We start from the raw sequence: 15,949 nt of genomic DNA, 5'->3' as shown, positions 1-15,949 counted from the left end.
GTTATTCTATCAATCCGTAATAATCTGTTCCATGATTGAATAATCCACCAGATTCCCCTCCTAAAAACAAGAAGGTTCCATCTGAAAATTTTACACCACTATGTTTGGATACACTGATCCTGGACATCCCCATTTCATAAAAACTATTACTCTTGGCATAATCCAATTTTTCAATCATACGGCTTGGCTCACTTGTATTATAACGATAAGCTCCACCATGAAATAAAACTCCACCATCTGGAAGTTCTAAAGCAAAACTCCATTCTCTTCTATACAATGAATTTGCTACTGTCAATATTCGATTCTTTGAAACATCATATAACATCGTCGCATTACTTAAATTTGATAATTGTGCGCCATAAATCAGAACATTCCCGTCAGAAAGTTTTAAACATTTTAGTGCACCAACTGGTGTTGGCAAACTAGGTCCCCAACTAAATGTTTCTGTATTTGGATCAAAAAACTCAGTCGTATCTTTTGGAGCAAAAATTCCGTCGGTTCCACCAATGATCATCACTCTACCATCATTCAAAACCACAGAACATGAAAATGACCTTGGGGTTTTTAACCGATTAGAAAGTTGAGTGAATGTCTCAGTACTCGGATCATAAATTTCAGCAGTGTTTAATGTAGTAAAATACAAACTTGGATTACTAGGTGTATAATCTCTAATACCCCCAATCACCATTACTTTTCCATTTGGTAACTTAACAATGTCATGCATGTGCCGAGGATCAACCATTGAACCAGATTGGGTAAACGATGTGGTTTCCGTATCAAAAACATAACTTTCGGTGAGAGCAGTCGCCACTGAAAACTTAATCCCACCTGTAATTAGCAATCGTTTCCCATCTAACATCACCCCTCTTTCACCACGATGGATTTCGGGCAAACTAGGATTTGTTAGTTGGAATGAGTTTGTACCACGACGTAGGATCTCTGCACTTGAATTATATCCATATATTGCAATTACATCCCCATTCTGATTTTGAAATGCATCAAATTCAGAACGTCCAAAGTTTAAAGTTGGTCCTGCGACTAAACCAATCAATCGAATTGTGATTGTATTCGTAACAACATTTAATGCTTTATCATTTGCATTTGGGAAACTAAAAGTTATGGAACCAGGTTCATTCGATGAAAAATTTGTTTCGAAATAAACACGAAATTTAGTATCACTAATCTTTTGGATGGAACGGAATACAATAAAAGGAGCTAATTTTCCACTTATGGAAGGAAGTCCAAATTGATTGAGAGGTTCAGAACTCTCAAAATCCCAATAACGAGCAGTAAAAAATGTATAATCTGTTATTGGTAGATACGAATCTAAACTAACTGTTGGTAACTTTGTATCAACAATAATAGGATATTTACTTTGTGATAATGTTTCACCTAATCCTGATACAACACTAGACAAATTAACTTCATAACAACCATCACTTGTGATTGGATCAAATTGAATCAATAGTTGATCATTGCCAATTTTGGTAAAACTAATATTAGAAAATGTTTGTTCGTTTAAATCGGCAAGGAATGACGTGTCTAAGGATGCAAGTTCACGGTTACATTGTAATAATACCTGGTCAATATTGCCAAATGATTTGGTATTTGACTTTTCTTTGCATTCAAATGCACCAGCATTCCCTACTGAAGCAAGTAAAAGACCCGAAATTGATTTTGGATCAAAAACATTCTTAAATTCACCAGGGACAAGACATCCAAAGAATAAAAATACAACTGAGAAATAAATTTTATTCAAAACTATATTCCTCCGTGTTTGCAAGTATACTTCCTATCCTACCACCTAAAATCATTCCACCACCAGTGGAGGAATATTGAATTTCGCATCCTTCCCATCTTGCGTTTAAAGATCTTCCAGTTAGATAAAATCGATGATCAGATTCGGACCATGATTCTGTATCCAAAATTGAATCAAATGTACTACCATTGACAGTTCGATATTCCAAACCACCTGCAATGATAATTTGGTCTTTACCATAAGGGAACATAAAGGAACTTCCCCATTCTCTTCCAAACAGAAGATTTTTATGGTCACGAATGGAATCCGTCATTGGATTATAAATCTGTGCACGCAATATTGGTTGGTTGTCATCAAAACGGGAACTGATTCCACCTAAAATTAAAACTTCACCATTACTTAATGCATGAGTAAAATGATTAAATCGTCTTGTTACTTTAGCAGTGGAAGTCGAAAGGGTTTTTGTACTAATATCATAAATTTCAATGCTATCAATTGAACGTGCATAATAATCGGATGGATTAGGTCCTGTAACATCCGATCTTTCTCCTCCCGTGATAATCACCTTACCAGCAACTACCGATACCACCTGTGATTGTTTGCCACGAGAATCAACAAGATCTCCAATGGTTTCGACAGTCATACTATAAGGATCAGAAGTGACATGAATCAGTTCTACCATCGAAACGGATTGAAACGGAGAAAATGGACTAAGCCCACCGACAACTAAAACATCGCCATTTGGCAATACAGTCATTTTATGAAGTTGTCTAGGTGTCGTAAGTAATGGTCCTTCTGTCCATGTATTCGTAATGGGATCAAAAATCTCAGTGGAATTTAAACTTCCATTTGAAGGATTTCCTACCTTTCCACCAAAGCCACCAGAAACCAACAACCTACCATCTAAAAGTTTAACGATTGCAAATTCCTGCCGACGGTATATCATATCGGGAGCAAACGTGAATTCCTTCGTCACAGAATTATAATATTCTGTATTACTCAATGTTCCATTCCCATTAATCAAAACACCTGATTTAGCTCTACCACCTAAAACAATTTTGCGTCCATCATTCAGTTCCATGCCTACACAGGAACGCCTCGCAATGTTCATATTAGGACCACTTTTAAATGCAAAAACCTTTACAGGCACTGCAATGGTACCTTGGGTATTAGAAGCTTTGTCCTTTACTCCATTAAAACTGATAGTAAGAATTCCTCCGTTGGCATTTGGATTCCCCGCAAACAATAATCGAATATTTTTTTGTGAGACGATAACATCGGAAACAACCAATGTATTTTTTGCATTCCCAGAAAGATTCACTTGAGATAAATTCCCTTCCCAAACGATATCTTCGTTTGCTTCTATATCCAAAAAGCCAGTTTGTAACTCAGATATATCAATACTATTCCCTGTTTTTAATTGTAAAAAAGGAGGAGTTGAATCAATCTCGAACTCAAAAGACTCCGGATTCACCAAAAGGGCTTCATTCAGATAATAGTCTTTTAAATTCAAAGTGAATTTACCAGTTGTTACTGATGGTGACATCCGAATTTCATATAAAAATTTACTTCGAGGAATGACTTGTGAAATTGGATTCATTCCTGAATTGGAGATAGGCAATCTTAAACCATTTGCTTTTGTCGTAAAATCATGATTCGTTGAAACATACAAGACCCCACCAGGCTGAACACGATTAGAAGAAAATTCCATTTGTACAACCGGATCACCACCTAACATCAACAACCCGAGGTTTAATGGTGAAGAAGGATCCAATGGGTTAGTTCCTGAAGGTATTTTACAGGATACCAACAATAAGGCGAAAAAGAAAAATTTAATCTTTCCCATAAACTTCCACCCTGGTATCTGTTAAAGCTGAATCCCCAAAAATCACAATGCCCTTCGTAGTTAAAAAGGCTGAATGTTCAGATCTTGGAGACATCATAGTGTCTACTATAAAATTTTTACGTTCATAATGATCATAAATTTCTAAAATTCCCGATTTATAGTAAGTGTCGACTCCGCCAGTGAAAAATACTTGTTCATCAGAAAATCTAACAATGGAACTTCCATTTTTAAATCGAGACGTAAACCCAAGACTAGTAGTAGATGATAAAGTTTCGTTCCATGATTCGATCGCCTTTGAACCAGTGCCTTCGCGATTCATCCCACCAAATAACACACGATCCATATTCGGCATTTTTATATTAGTTACGTTTGATCTTGCGGTTGCAAAGTTTCCTGGTAAACTAGTCAAACTAAAGTTGTTCGTGTTAATTGTAAAAACTGTATTTGAAAAAAATGCATAAGGATCCAATCGATCTTTGCCACCAAAATATAAAATGCGAGAATTCGCTTCGTCATATTCAGTAGCATGGAAGATAATCCCTATTGGGAAGTCAGAAGTTCCATTCAGTATTACAGAAGAATTCCCAGTTACCGAAATCAATTCATGGTCTTTTGTGACAGCAGAAGGATCAATTCCTACTTGGAACTGCCCTCCTGAAACTAATATACTTCCATCTCCAAGGCATACCATCGAATGACCGTAACGTCTCCTCGCCATACGAAAGGAAAGTTCTGTTACTGTTTCAGAAGTTGGATCAATAGAATAAATTTTGTCTGAAATTTGAGTGGTCGCAGATACATTCCCAGCGACTGTTTTCCCACCCGAAACAAACACCTTTCCAGTTTTTTGAACACAGATTGATAGCCCCATCAAACCTTCGTTTAATGAAGGTAATACCTTTGATACACCTGTCTCTGGATCCCATATTTCTACTGTTTGCAAAGTTGTACCAGAAGGGTTAACTCCCCCAACCAAAAGGATTCTACCATCATTTAAGATTGAAGTTGTAATTTTCCCTTTTGCTTCCGAAATCGAACCGTAAAATCTTGGGTATGGAAATCGAAACTCAAGTTGTTTCCCTGGGAATGAAAACTCATTCATTGATTCTGGTTTTGAAATGGATAAAAGAACTGGTTCCCTCCATTCAGACCTTGATGAAACAGAAAACAAAACTCTTAACCGGGTATCCGATAGCGGGAATACATCACGTAAAATTAAATCATTTTGATAAGGATCTGAAATTTTAAAATTTGCTTTTGAGAAATAATTTGCTCCTGGTGCACTTAAGTCTAAATCCAGGTATTCTGTTTTTACAAAAATAGGATAATCATTTTGCTTATATCTGGAAGTGATCGTTAATTCATCACCCAATCCCAAACCTAGTAATACAACAGCAGAACTTCCAACAATATTCGCTGGATCAAAAACATTCTGATTGGGTGCTTTTACATTACAATGCAGAACAAAGATGATTGAAATTAAATTAAAACCTAATCGCATAACCCAATTTCCCAACTCGATTGATTCCCATATAACCTTGATTTTCCAAATCTAGATCTAAAAAAACACCAGATTTTTCTTTAGGATTTGGGCCTAACAAATAAAAATCAAACACATTTGCAGACCAAATAAAGAGTAATGCTGTTAAAGCATGCGATAAGTTCGTTCGCGAGGTCTCCATTTGTTGTCTATGTGGTTCAATTAGAAAGTAATTCAACACTACAGTCTCTGCGATTCTCGGATTCGGAGGGATCCCAATTGCAGATTCATATGCATGTTTGTCCGATCGGAATTGGTTGTATTGGTATCCAGCATATAATACTCCCAAAGCAAAAATCGACATGTAAATTTTACCTTTTTCTTCCTGTCCTCTCGCATATTGCCCCCAACCAGGAATTAGGAAGGATCGAAACGCATAAGTTGGGTTATATGGATTGAATAAAGGTGCATCTGCCAAAGAAGTTTCTGGATTCACTGCATAAGTTAAGATTGTATCTTCTGCTTTTTCCGCATATTCTTTGGTATACGGTTTTTGTAATTTTTGATTTTCTTTGGTCCAATCTTTCATGGATTGGATTACATAATTCGACAATTCAGAATAGGTTACCTCACCATTAAAATTGGAATCTGCTCTACCTTCTAATCCATAAATCAAATATTTAGTATAAATTCCATAACCAGATTTTGGATCTTCAAAACTGGAATAACCTACTTTTGTTGAATAAAATACAGAGACAATTTCTGAGTCTTTAAAACTTGTACCCTCTAAGTATTTTCTTCCAACTTCTTCTTTTCCATCTTCCGGATTTCTGCAAGCATCGATAAAAAAAACGACACGTTTGAGATTAAATTTTCTAGTTAGTTCAATTAGATGTTCAACAGCAATCCCAGTCTCAAATGGTTTTTGGGGATTTGCATCTTCTGGCAAAAGATAGACTTTATCATTATAATCAACCACACCATGACCAGAAAAATAAAAAACGAAAAGATCGTCTGGATTGGTTTCTTCTAATACTGATTCGAGTTGAGTCAGGATATTAAATTTTGTAGGTATGGAACTTACAGATCCTTCTTGGACTAAAGTTTGGATACGATTATAGGATCCATAACTGAACAATATTTTTGTCATCCCAAGCGCATCATTTTTTGCCGTTTTCAAATTGGCTAAGGACAAGTCCTTATATTCACTAACGCCAACAACAAATGCGAATCTTTTCCCACCTGGCTCAGCTTTCAAAAAACTTGGCATCGCTATAATTAAGAATATTAGAATTTTTGATTTCATTAAAATTGTTTATTCAGATGCCAGTTCTTTTGCTTGGTTTTCCAAACTTGATGTATTATCACCCATTTTTCTAGCATTTATCACAACTTTTCGATTAATTTCTTCCATTTGGTGAACAACAGCAACCATTTGTTCTTTATCTTTATCTAATACTTTCGATTCCTGGTCCAAAACTTTGGAAATCGATTCAATTAAATCAAGAGCTTCCAGCACTTCATTATTTATATCTTTTTGTGAATTAATTTTGGATGTCGCTGTTTTCATCACACCACTTAGTAGATCGTATTTTGATTGAAGGGTTTCTGTTTGATTTAAGGCTGTGGAAGCGAGTTCTGTCCCCTCCTGAATATAACGGTTCGATGTAGTGATGATTTTTTTAATCTTCGTTGCATTTTCATTCGAATTTTCTGCTAGTTTCGCTACTTCTTGAGCAACAACAGCAAATCCTCGACCATGTTCCCCAGCCCTTGCAGCTTCGATCGATGCATTTAATGCCAATAAATTGGTGCGATCTGCAATTTCTGCCATGATATCATTTACTTCACTAACTTCCTTTTGGGATATATTGACAGAACGCAATCTTTCTTCTAAATTTTTTACAGTATCCGAAAGTACATTACTTCTATCTTGGAAATCACTCATGTTCGAATTGAGATCTTCCACCACTTTCCCAATTTCAGAGATACTCAACTTTAAAGTATCCGATTTGTGATTGAGTAATGTTATTTGAGTATGTTGTTTGCTAATATTCTCTACAGATGTTTGTATGCTCTCTGAAAATGAAGAAACAAATTCTGTAAGATCTCGAATTGAAACATCTTGAGATTCTATTTGAAAATTAAAATCGTTATTAAGTTCACGAATACTTTTAAGTGTATTAAATAATTCCGATCCAATTCTTTTTAAATCTTGGTTTAGAGTGTTTGCATTTTCTCTTTCCAGTTCAGCAAGTTTATGTTTTTCTTCTGATTCGTTTTTGATTTCATTTAATAAATTTAAAACAGTTGAAGTGAGGTAACCAAAACAAATTAAAAATAGAATTTTAAATACTTCATTTGAAATGGCAACTGTTCCTTTTTCACTTTGTAATCCTTCTGCCTCTTTAAATGAAACACCTTGTCCATAACCAATGATTAAAATTAAGACCAAACAAAAAGCTGAGTAATAAGTACTCGTGAGTAACGTCTGTTTCGAAAAGAGAAATGCAGAGTATACAACATAAAAATAATACAATACGTATAAGGTCGGTGATTTAATTAAATCGGCAGCAACTGTACTCCCACCCATCAGTCCAGATGCAGTCACTGCAAATAATACGGTGATATCCAAAACAATGAATAATTTCGGGAAAAATGCATTGAGTTTGCCAATTTTAAATAAATATGCCTGCAATCCTCCGTAGAGAAACATACATGTGATTCCTACCAAATAACTTGTTGTTTGAAGGGTTGTAGACGTTTTGAACGATCCTAAAGTCGCGATAATATAGAATCCAGCGAGTAAAAACCTCACTCGATTAACATAAACTGGACCTAACTCTAACCAATTTTTTTTCATTTGAATCGATTCTAAGGATCTTTTCGACATAGGATGATCCTTTAAGATTCAAAGTGATTGGAAAGTGATTTTCTTTTTTTAGTGAATGGAAATAGAAACTCAGTTGACAAATTTTAGTTTAATATTAAACTATTTAATATGGAAACAACGAACCCGATCAAAACCAACATTCAAAAAAAATTCTACCCTGCCTCTGAACGAGGGCATGTCAATTTTGGTTGGTTGGACAGCCACCATTCCTTCAGCTTTGGCCATTGGTACCACCCAGACAAAACCAATTTTGGTGCACTTCGTGTACTAAATGATGATATCGTAGAACCTAGTATGGGATTTGGAACTCACCCCCACCAAAATATGGAGATTATTTCCATCCCCCTCTTTGGAGAACTAGCTCATAAAGATAGTACAGGTACGAATGGTGTCATCAAAACCGGAGATGTACAAATCATGTCTGCGGGCTCTGGGATCCAACATTCCGAATTCAATCATAGCTCAGACAAAAAGGTCAATTTTTTGCAAATCTGGATCTTACCGAAGGTTACTAATATCCAACCTAGGTATGACCAAAAAACATTTCCAGAAGCTGGTCGTTTGAACCGGTTCCAAACTGTCGTTTCCCCAATTGATGAAGAAGCTGTATGGATCAACCAAGACGCATACTTTTCTCTCGCAACTTTGGAACCTGGCAAAACCCTTTCTTACAAGGTACATGCTCCTAACCAAGGGATTTATGTATTCCTCATCCAAGGGAAAATTTCCACGGAAAGCACAACCTTAGAACGTAGAGATGCAGTGGGACTTTGGGGAGCGGGTGAATACCAGATCCAAGCAGATGTTAAATCAGAATTACTCGTCATAGAAATTCCAATGAAATAGAAAAAGGTATCCTTGGAAACGAATTCGGAAAGGAACTCTGGCTATCCAAATCAGTCAGTTTTCCTGTCCAATCCCGAGATCCCCTACACCTATTCTGTGTTTTTTACATTGAATGTAATTTGAATCAAAGATTGGACCATTTGGCCCTTCTTCTCTCCTTATCGAATCCCTAAATTGCAAACTTTTGAACCCAAAACAGGGTACATTTTTTCAATCATACGCATTTTTTTTCGTGTATTTTTATTCGCGAATTATTTTTATGTATATTTAGAACTTCCAAGTTGGATTGGAAGCACTAAGGAGAATTTCAATGAAAGGTAGCAAGTTCCTCATCAGTTTTCTGATTTTATCGATTTCGACTCAGGTAGTGGCGCAAACAAACAGTGCCGGTATTTCAGCAAAAGACGCATTACAAAAATTGGTAGAAGGAAATTTACGATTTGTGCAAGGGAAATCAATTCGTCCCAACCAATCTGTAGATCGAATCAAGGAAGTGTCAAAAAAACAACATCCATTTGCGACCATCGTTGGATGTTCTGATTCAAGAGTTCCCAATGAAATCATTTTCGACCAAGGACTTGGTGATTTATTCATCTTAAGAACAGCAGGCCAAGTTTCAACTTACGCATCTTGGGGTTCGATTGAATTCTCTGTGGTAGTGTTGGGAGTCAATTTGATTGTTGTTCTCGGACATACGAGTTGTGGTGCTGTTGGTGCCGCCTGCAAAGCCGAAGATGTTCCAGGTCATATCATTGCACTAACTAATTCGATTAAACCCGCTGCAGAAAAAGTAAAAAATATGGAAGGTGATTATTTGGACAATGCAGTTAAAGCCAATGTTGCATACCAAGTTGTTTCCTTACGTAAACTAGACCCCATCCTTTCTAAATATTATAACAAAGGCCAATTACAAATCGTAGGTGCAGTTTACGATTTAGAAACTGGGAAAGTAAATTATCTTTCTGAAGAATACATCTCTACTATTACAAAATAGGTAACCAAGATGGACATATTACATGCATTAGTTGCAAATTTACAAACACCAATGTTCCTAGCATTTTTGCTAGGAATCATTGCAACCATCATCAAAAGTGATTTAAAATTTCCAGATGGTATGTATTCAGGTTTAACTATCTATCTTTTATTCGCTATCGGGCTTAAAGGAGGAGTTAAATTAAGTAACACAACCTTGGTAGAATTTTATAAACCAGCTATGGCAGCATTGATATTGTGTATATCAATCCCGCTCATAGCCTATGGAATACTTACCAAATTCGGGAAATACGATAAAGCAAATGCTGCTGCTCTAGCCGCGCACTACGGATCTGTTTCTGCTGTAACTTTCAGTGAAGCACTCGCATTTTTGGATTCATTGCAGATTACCTATGAAGGTTTTATGCCAAGTATGCTTGCTATTATGGAAATCCCAGCAATCCTTGTAGCTTTATTACTTGTAAAAATGAATCCAACTGATAAGTCTGATGAATCTTCTTGGGGAAAAATTTTACACGAACTTCTAACTGGAAAAGGAACCTTGTTACTATTAGGTGGCCTTATCATTGGAATGATCTCAGGAAAAAAAGGTCATGAACAATTTGCTCCCCTATTTGAAGCACCATTCCGAGGAATGTTAATTTTATTCTTATTGGAAGTTGGAATTGTAACAGGAAGGAGACTTACAGATCTTAAGAAAGCTGGTGTTTTCTTAATTGGATTTGGAATTCTTTTTCCAATCGTTACAGCGATGTTTGGGTTGTATTTAGGTAAATTCATTGGATTATCCATGGGTGGAGCGATGGTTCTTGGGACACTCAGTGCAAGTGCATCCTATATTGCTGCACCTGCAGCAGTTAGAATAGCAATACCGGAAGCGAGTCCTGCCATTTACCTCACTGCATCTCTTGCCATCACCTTCCCTTTTAACCTATCAGTTGGATTACCATTCTATTTAACTGTTTCGAAATACCTTTATGGAGTTTAAAATGAAATTAGAAAAAGCAAAACTCATCACCATCATTGCTGATGAAGCTCTCCAAGATCGATTAGTGTCTGAACTTAAATCTCTGAACGTCAAAGGATATACGATCAGTGAAGCCAAAGGAGAGGGAATTAATCATGAGCATCTAACTTCTTGGGAAGGAAAAAACATAAGATTAGAATCCTTAGTCTCGGAAGGTAAAGCCCTAAAGATATTTCAAATTATATCGGATAAATATTTAGAAAAATATCCTATGGTGATCTTTATGAATGATGTAGAAGTAATTCGAAAAGAAAGATTTAACTAAAAATTTAAAAAGTATGACCAATGTCTAAATAAAATAATTGGTCTTCACGTGAAAAGGCATAGTCCATTAGGATTACGGTAGCTTGGTCCCAAACCAACCGTAATCCTAATCCACGTGAATGTTTATAATCCATTGTGCTTACCTGTTTGATTTTATCCCAAACTCGACCTACATCGTAAAATGGGACAATACTCAATTGGAAAAACTGATCCCACAATGAAAAACTTCCAACCCGATACCTTAGTTCTATATTGTAAAAACCAATCACAGGTCCTACAAAACGTTCCTGCCTATAACCACGTAATGTATTCTGTCCACCCAATGCTCCCATAGGACCATCGATGGAAAATAAATATCGATATTCAAAAAAAGGAACTTCACCTTCTATCTTAGTTAATGCTGCACGTTGTGCGATAACAAACTCTTCAAATAATTTAGGGAATGGTTGGTAAAAATTTTTAATTTGTCCAAAATGCCTTAAGTAATTAAAATCCGAGCCTATCGATCTTTCAGCTTTATTGACATTGTATTCAATGAGCCAACCTCTATCTGGATCAGGTTCGTAATCTCTTGTATCAAAAGCAATTCCGCCCCTCACGTAGTTTAAATTTCCACCATGTACACCTATGATTTTCCCAGCGTTTGAATCTTCTGTTAATTTTGAAGAATCTTCAATTGCCGGCACTGTAACTCCGGTTAGTGGTTCCTTAGCATCAACCGAATTTCCGTCATACCGCCTAACAATATTCTTCGAAAACTCTACTCCACCCCAAACTCTAAAAACTTGGAAAATTGTTTTATCAGCATTGAATTGACCATAAGTTGTTTCAAATTGGTAGTCATGATAATGTTGAGTTGAAGTTAATTCACGCCCCGGGCCTCTGTTCTTTGCATACGAATTGGCATTCTCAAAATCTGAATAGGTTGCGTTTCGAACGATTCTACTCCCATCTGCATTTCGATCTCTGAAATACAATGGTTGTAAACTCTCAGTCCCAACACCAAAATATTGGTTATAATAACTTGCATCGTGACCCACGTAGGATCGTAATCGGTAGGCTGTATCTAAAAAATAAGGAGCATCCCAAGCAAGATAATTATTTTCAGTACCACGATTGGTACGATATACACCGACGTTGAACATATGTTCGTATGGTGTATATTTAAAGGAGGAATCTTTTTTTGTGCCATTATAAAATACATTGGCTAAAAGACCAAGCCCGGAGCCATTTACTGCATCATTCCCAAAAAGAGGTAAACCAGTTGCATACCAGCCTTCCTTTTTATTGGCAAGTTCCTTTTCATCTAATTTTTTGAACTCACCTAACCATTCGGGAACATCAGAGTTTCTTTCTTCTGCATAAACTGAAATCGCGATAAACGTTGATAAACATACCAACCCCATCATCGAATTCCAAAATGACATGAACTTACTTTACTTCGCGGACTTGAATCGTTTCGACTCGATCGTCTCCGGCAATGATGTCGGATAAAATCACTACCTTTTCTCCTGTTTGCAAATAACCATTATTCACTAAAGTTTGAATGGCTAAATTAATCGTTTTTTCTGGATCAGAAGAAAAATCAACTCGGTAAGGAATAACTCCGCGCGTCAACCAAAGTTTTCGCCTAACAGATGTCATATTAGTAAATGCGTGAACAATCGGATACCTTGGGTGAAAGGATGCCAAATTATTTGCAGTGATTCCACGTCTAGTGATGGCAATGATTGCATGAGCTTGCATCGAATCTGCTAAATTAGCGGCCGATCTTGCCATTTCTTCCTTTTGGTCTTTAGGTTTTCTTTGTGCAGCAAGACCTAAGTTAATCGACATTTCCATTCGACGTGCAATTTTATCCAACATTTCAACACAACGAACCGGGTATTTTCCCATTGCCGTTTCCCCGGAAAGCATAATGGCATCAGCTTCCTCGTAAACTGCATTCGCAACGTCAGTGACTTCCGCTCTAGTAGGAGAAGGATTGTGGATCATTGATTCAAGTAAGTGAGTGGCAACGATCACTCGTTTCCCTTCTTCTTGGCATCGTTTGACAATCCGTCGTTGTACGATTGGGAGTTCTTCAATTTCAATTTCAACACCCAAATCTCCACGAGCTACCATGATTCCATCAGAGGTTTTGATGATCTCATCTAAGTTTTTGAGACCTTCTTGGTCTTCAATTTTGGCTATGATTTGTGCATGGTGTTTTTTTTCATCGATGATCTCTCTTAGTTGCAAGACATCTTCTTTTGATCGCACAAACGAAAGGGCCACAAAATCAATATCCTCTTCTAAACCAAACAGAATATCCTTTTGGTCCTTCGGTGTGATCGAAGGAATGTTTACTCGAATTCCAGGTAAATTGATATGTTTTCTGGAACCTAGTTTTCCGCCGTCTAACACAGTACAAATTAGTTCATTTTCTCTGATTTCTTGGACAGCGAGGTTAATCAAACCGTTATCAACTGTGACCTTATCACCTACTTTTAAATCTTTTACGATATCACGGTAGTTTACAAAAACACTCTGCGCTTCCGCTTCCATACCAGGTATGATATGAAATGTAAACGTTTCTCCTACCTTTAGGTGTAAGTCATTTTGTACATCCCCAGTTCGAATTTCTGGCCCTTGTGTATCCAGTAGAATCGAAATTGGATGTTTGTGTAATTCATCCTTGTTTAAAGATTTTATGATTCGAATGATCTTACGGTGAAATTCATGGTCACCATGACTCATGTTGATCCTTGCGATATTCATCCCTGCCAAAGCTAAACTTCGGATCATTTCTTTGGATGCTGTCGCAGGCCCGATAGTGCATACGATCTTTGTTTTTCTTGCTCTTAGTTGTTCAATTGCTGGCATAATCTTATGGTTTTAGTTTGGGTAAAATTCGGTTTAAAAAATCTAACTGCGATTCCGCAAGGTCGAATTTTTCTTGGTTTGGGAACTTATCATTTCTTTGGCGTTCACTTTCAGCAGAAACTTTATCAAATAGTTTTTTGCCATGTCGTTTCAAATACCCAGTTGAAATCAAAATGGGCCAAGGAAACTTTTCTCTTTGGTTACGGATTGGAAAACTATAGATTTCTTTTCCGCCAAATTTTTTTAAGAAAAAGATCAAATTTTCTTCAGTAAACTTTCCATTGAGTTTGGATAAAACATACTCACGATCAGGATACACACCGAACTCCCACGCTTCATCCAAGATACGAACAATGGATTCAATGGATTCTTTCCATTTTTTTTCTTCTTCAGGGCTACCTTGTTTTACTGGTTCTATATCTTCATCATCGTCTTGTGAATTGTTAGAAGAATTGGTTTGTGAATGACTTTGTTTCGATTTTCGTTCTGCGTCTTTTTCTGCTTCTTCTCTTTCTTTCAACCTAGTTTTGACAAGTTTTTCTTTTTCTTGTGATATCTTTTTAACTTTTTGGCTCGCCAAATCTTTTGTGAGTTGTTGTTGGAGTCTTGCTTTGATGGGAGGAATTTCGAATTTATGGACAGTCATATTACCCATAATCATCCTCCATAACCTTGTAAAAAATGGCAAAAATTGAAACAAACTTTGAGCTTCAATTTCTTCTAAAAGTCTTTTTGGACTTTCATCATTCAAATGAAGTGTCACGTTCATTTGATTCAGTACACGGATTTCTAAATCAGAATGTTTGATTTGGAAGGTTCGCTTTGCTGATTCAATCGCCTGAGGGATACAAGATTTATGTAAAATAAATTCATTGAACACTCGTTTGTCTGCATATTCAGTATATAACACTTCTGGCTGTGATAATAACATGGAACGAAACTCATCAGTAAGTGGTTCCCCGCTCACACGTAGTAAGTTTACCTCAACTATCCTACCTGCTTCAGCAAGAAATGCCATTAGATCTTCAATTTGTTGTTTTCGTTTTTGTTTTTCTTCTTTTTCTCGATCTTTTTCTATGATTTCATTTAACACCAAACACTCTTCCATCAGAGTTTTTTGGTCACCATAAGATTCATTCATATATCCTTTGATTTCGGTTAATATGTTTTTAGGTGAATTCCAAGAATCTTCAGTGATCTCACCCATCACACCCAAATTTTTTAACGCAGGATAAATGGTATTTTTTGCATAATCCACATAGGCATCATAGCGATCCGAAATTTCGGAAGGTCGATTGTATAAAAATACACTTTTGTTAGCAGGCCTCGAAGCAGAGTCGTTTCGAAAGAAAAATAAAATTTTATCATCTACCAATTGTTTGAGAATTGGTTTGAGGTGGATGACAATCGTTGCATCCTTTTGTACCTTTGTTTTGTCATACGGGCATTGGAACAAATTTCCTAATTCTGTAGAAGCATAAGTATCAAAAAGGCGATTGGCATCAACAGCTGCTTTGATGACTTTCCGCATTTTTTCTTTACCAACATACTTTCGTTTCTCATTGAACCATCCCTTGATCGCAGAAGTTGAAAGTTCGTTTAAACCAAGTGCGTATCGGAAAGCCGTTCCGCCATCAGAAGTTGTCGGTCTTGCAAAAACTGTATTGTGTTTGATGTAGGTTTTAGGATTTTCTGGATCCCCTGGTTCATTGGGATGAAATTCTAATACATTTAATTTTTTGATGATTGCAGGGTTTTGTTTATAACTGAGATCAATTACATAATTTTCTGTGCGATCTCTGTCAATGGAACTATCCCGTTCAATCTGTTCGACATTCGGCAAAACTTTGTTTTGTAAAAATTTATCTGTCCATTCAAAGATAACAAGTAGAACTTTATAGATCCCCTTGTAAGAAAAATCTCCACGAGAATCCATAGCCTGCACCTTTTGGAGGCAGGCCGTGTAGTCCATGACT

At 36.5% G+C, this 15,949-nt stretch carries 12 protein-coding genes; 4 read left to right on the top strand and 8 right to left on the bottom strand.

What is annotated here, in order from left to right; genetic code table 11:
• Position 1: 1 nt before the first annotated feature.
• From ND855_RS18150 to ND855_RS18130, 5 genes are read right to left on the bottom strand one after another with little or no spacing between them, the layout of a single operon-like run.
• Positions 2 to 1,759 (bottom strand): Kelch repeat-containing protein, encoded by a 1,758-nt coding sequence (locus ND855_RS18150; RefSeq protein ID WP_265359618.1) that lies wholly within the window; start codon positions 1,757 to 1,759, stop codon positions 2 to 4.
• A complete protein-coding gene (locus ND855_RS18145) occupies positions 1,752 to 3,605 on the bottom strand; it encodes a Kelch repeat-containing protein (protein WP_265359617.1) in 1,854 nt (617 codons plus the stop codon). Before ND855_RS18145 ends, ND855_RS18150 begins: the two co-directional genes overlap by 8 nt.
• Positions 3,592 to 5,106 (bottom strand): Kelch repeat-containing protein, encoded by a 1,515-nt coding sequence (locus ND855_RS18140; RefSeq protein ID WP_265359616.1) that lies wholly within the window; start codon positions 5,104 to 5,106, stop codon positions 3,592 to 3,594. The genes ND855_RS18145 and ND855_RS18140 overlap by 14 nt, the downstream gene beginning before the upstream one ends.
• Positions 5,090 to 6,391, bottom strand: coding sequence for a caspase family protein (locus ND855_RS18135; RefSeq protein ID WP_265359615.1), 1,302 nt, complete (start codon positions 6,389 to 6,391; stop codon positions 5,090 to 5,092). The genes ND855_RS18140 and ND855_RS18135 overlap by 17 nt, the downstream gene beginning before the upstream one ends.
• 9 nt (positions 6,392 to 6,400) lie before the next feature.
• Positions 6,401 to 7,978 carry a methyl-accepting chemotaxis protein gene (locus ND855_RS18130; protein WP_265359614.1) on the bottom strand — a complete coding sequence of 526 codons (1,578 nt, stop codon included), beginning with the start codon at positions 7,976 to 7,978 and terminating at the stop codon, positions 6,401 to 6,403.
• Positions 7,979 to 8,086: 108 nt separating this feature from the next.
• Here ND855_RS18130 and ND855_RS18125 point away from each other — a divergent pair, with 108 nt between their 5' ends.
• The 4 genes from ND855_RS18125 to ND855_RS18110 all read left to right on the top strand — a co-directional run bounded on the left by ND855_RS18125 (position 8,087) and on the right by ND855_RS18110 (position 11,109).
• Positions 8,087 to 8,824, top strand: a complete 738-nt coding sequence (locus tag ND855_RS18125) for a pirin family protein (RefSeq protein WP_265359613.1) — start codon at positions 8,087 to 8,089, stop codon at positions 8,822 to 8,824.
• A gap of 310 nt (positions 8,825 to 9,134) precedes the next feature.
• A complete protein-coding gene (locus ND855_RS18120; protein ID WP_265359612.1) occupies positions 9,135 to 9,818 on the top strand; it encodes a carbonic anhydrase in 684 nt (227 codons plus the stop codon).
• A gap of 9 nt (positions 9,819 to 9,827) precedes the next feature.
• A complete protein-coding gene (locus ND855_RS18115) occupies positions 9,828 to 10,805 on the top strand; it encodes a sodium-dependent bicarbonate transport family permease (RefSeq protein ID WP_265359611.1) in 978 nt (325 codons plus the stop codon).
• Entirely contained in the window at positions 10,795 to 11,109 is a 315-nt protein-coding gene (locus tag ND855_RS18110; protein ID WP_265359610.1) for a P-II family nitrogen regulator, read from the top strand. Before ND855_RS18115 ends, ND855_RS18110 begins: the two co-directional genes overlap by 11 nt.
• Positions 11,110 to 11,113: 4 nt before the next feature.
• Here the strand turns inward: ND855_RS18110 and omp85 are convergent, their stop codons facing one another.
• The 3 genes from omp85 to ND855_RS18095 are packed head-to-tail and all read right to left on the bottom strand — an operon-like array spanning position 11,114 to position 15,909.
• Positions 11,114 to 12,535 carry an Omp85 family outer membrane protein gene (gene omp85, locus ND855_RS18105; protein WP_265359609.1) on the bottom strand — a complete coding sequence of 474 codons (1,422 nt, stop codon included), beginning with the start codon at positions 12,533 to 12,535 and terminating at the stop codon, positions 11,114 to 11,116.
• 4 nt (positions 12,536 to 12,539) lie between these two features.
• Positions 12,540 to 13,973 (bottom strand): pyruvate kinase, encoded by a 1,434-nt coding sequence (gene pyk / locus ND855_RS18100; protein WP_100716024.1) that lies wholly within the window; start codon positions 13,971 to 13,973, stop codon positions 12,540 to 12,542.
• A gap of 4 nt (positions 13,974 to 13,977) precedes the next feature.
• Positions 13,978 to 15,909, bottom strand: a complete 1,932-nt coding sequence (locus ND855_RS18095) for a hypothetical protein (protein ID WP_265359608.1) — start codon at positions 15,907 to 15,909, stop codon at positions 13,978 to 13,980.
• Positions 15,910 to 15,949: the final 40 nt, after the last annotated feature.

Source organism: Leptospira paudalimensis, assembly GCF_026151345.1.
Taxonomy (GTDB): Bacteria; Spirochaetota; Leptospiria; order Leptospirales; family Leptospiraceae; genus Leptospira_A; species Leptospira_A paudalimensis.
The sequence above is the reverse complement of the archived record's forward strand: the minus strand, read 5'-3'. Positions and strand labels throughout refer to the sequence as shown.

Coding starts and splice junctions, on each gene's coding strand:
- ND855_RS18110 (WP_265359610.1), top strand. CDS start 10,795: ATGGAGTTTAAAATGAAATTAGAAAAAGCAAAACTCATCACCATCATT.
- ND855_RS18135 (WP_265359615.1), bottom strand. CDS start 6,391: ATGAAATCAAAAATTCTAATATTCTTAATTATAGCGATGCCAAGTTTT.
- ND855_RS18125 (WP_265359613.1), top strand. CDS start 8,087: ATGGAAACAACGAACCCGATCAAAACCAACATTCAAAAAAAATTCTAC.
- ND855_RS18145 (WP_265359617.1), bottom strand. CDS start 3,605: ATGGGAAAGATTAAATTTTTCTTTTTCGCCTTATTGTTGGTATCCTGT.
- ND855_RS18120 (WP_265359612.1), top strand. CDS start 9,135: ATGAAAGGTAGCAAGTTCCTCATCAGTTTTCTGATTTTATCGATTTCG.
- ND855_RS18115 (WP_265359611.1), top strand. CDS start 9,828: ATGGACATATTACATGCATTAGTTGCAAATTTACAAACACCAATGTTC.
- omp85 (WP_265359609.1), bottom strand. CDS start 12,535: ATGTCATTTTGGAATTCGATGATGGGGTTGGTATGTTTATCAACGTTT.
- ND855_RS18095 (WP_265359608.1), bottom strand. CDS start 15,909: ATGGATTCTCGTGGAGATTTTTCTTACAAGGGGATCTATAAAGTTCTA.
- pyk (WP_100716024.1), bottom strand. CDS start 13,973: ATGCCAGCAATTGAACAACTAAGAGCAAGAAAAACAAAGATCGTATGC.
- ND855_RS18130 (WP_265359614.1), bottom strand. CDS start 7,978: ATGTCGAAAAGATCCTTAGAATCGATTCAAATGAAAAAAAATTGGTTA.
- ND855_RS18140 (WP_265359616.1), bottom strand. CDS start 5,106: ATGCGATTAGGTTTTAATTTAATTTCAATCATCTTTGTTCTGCATTGT.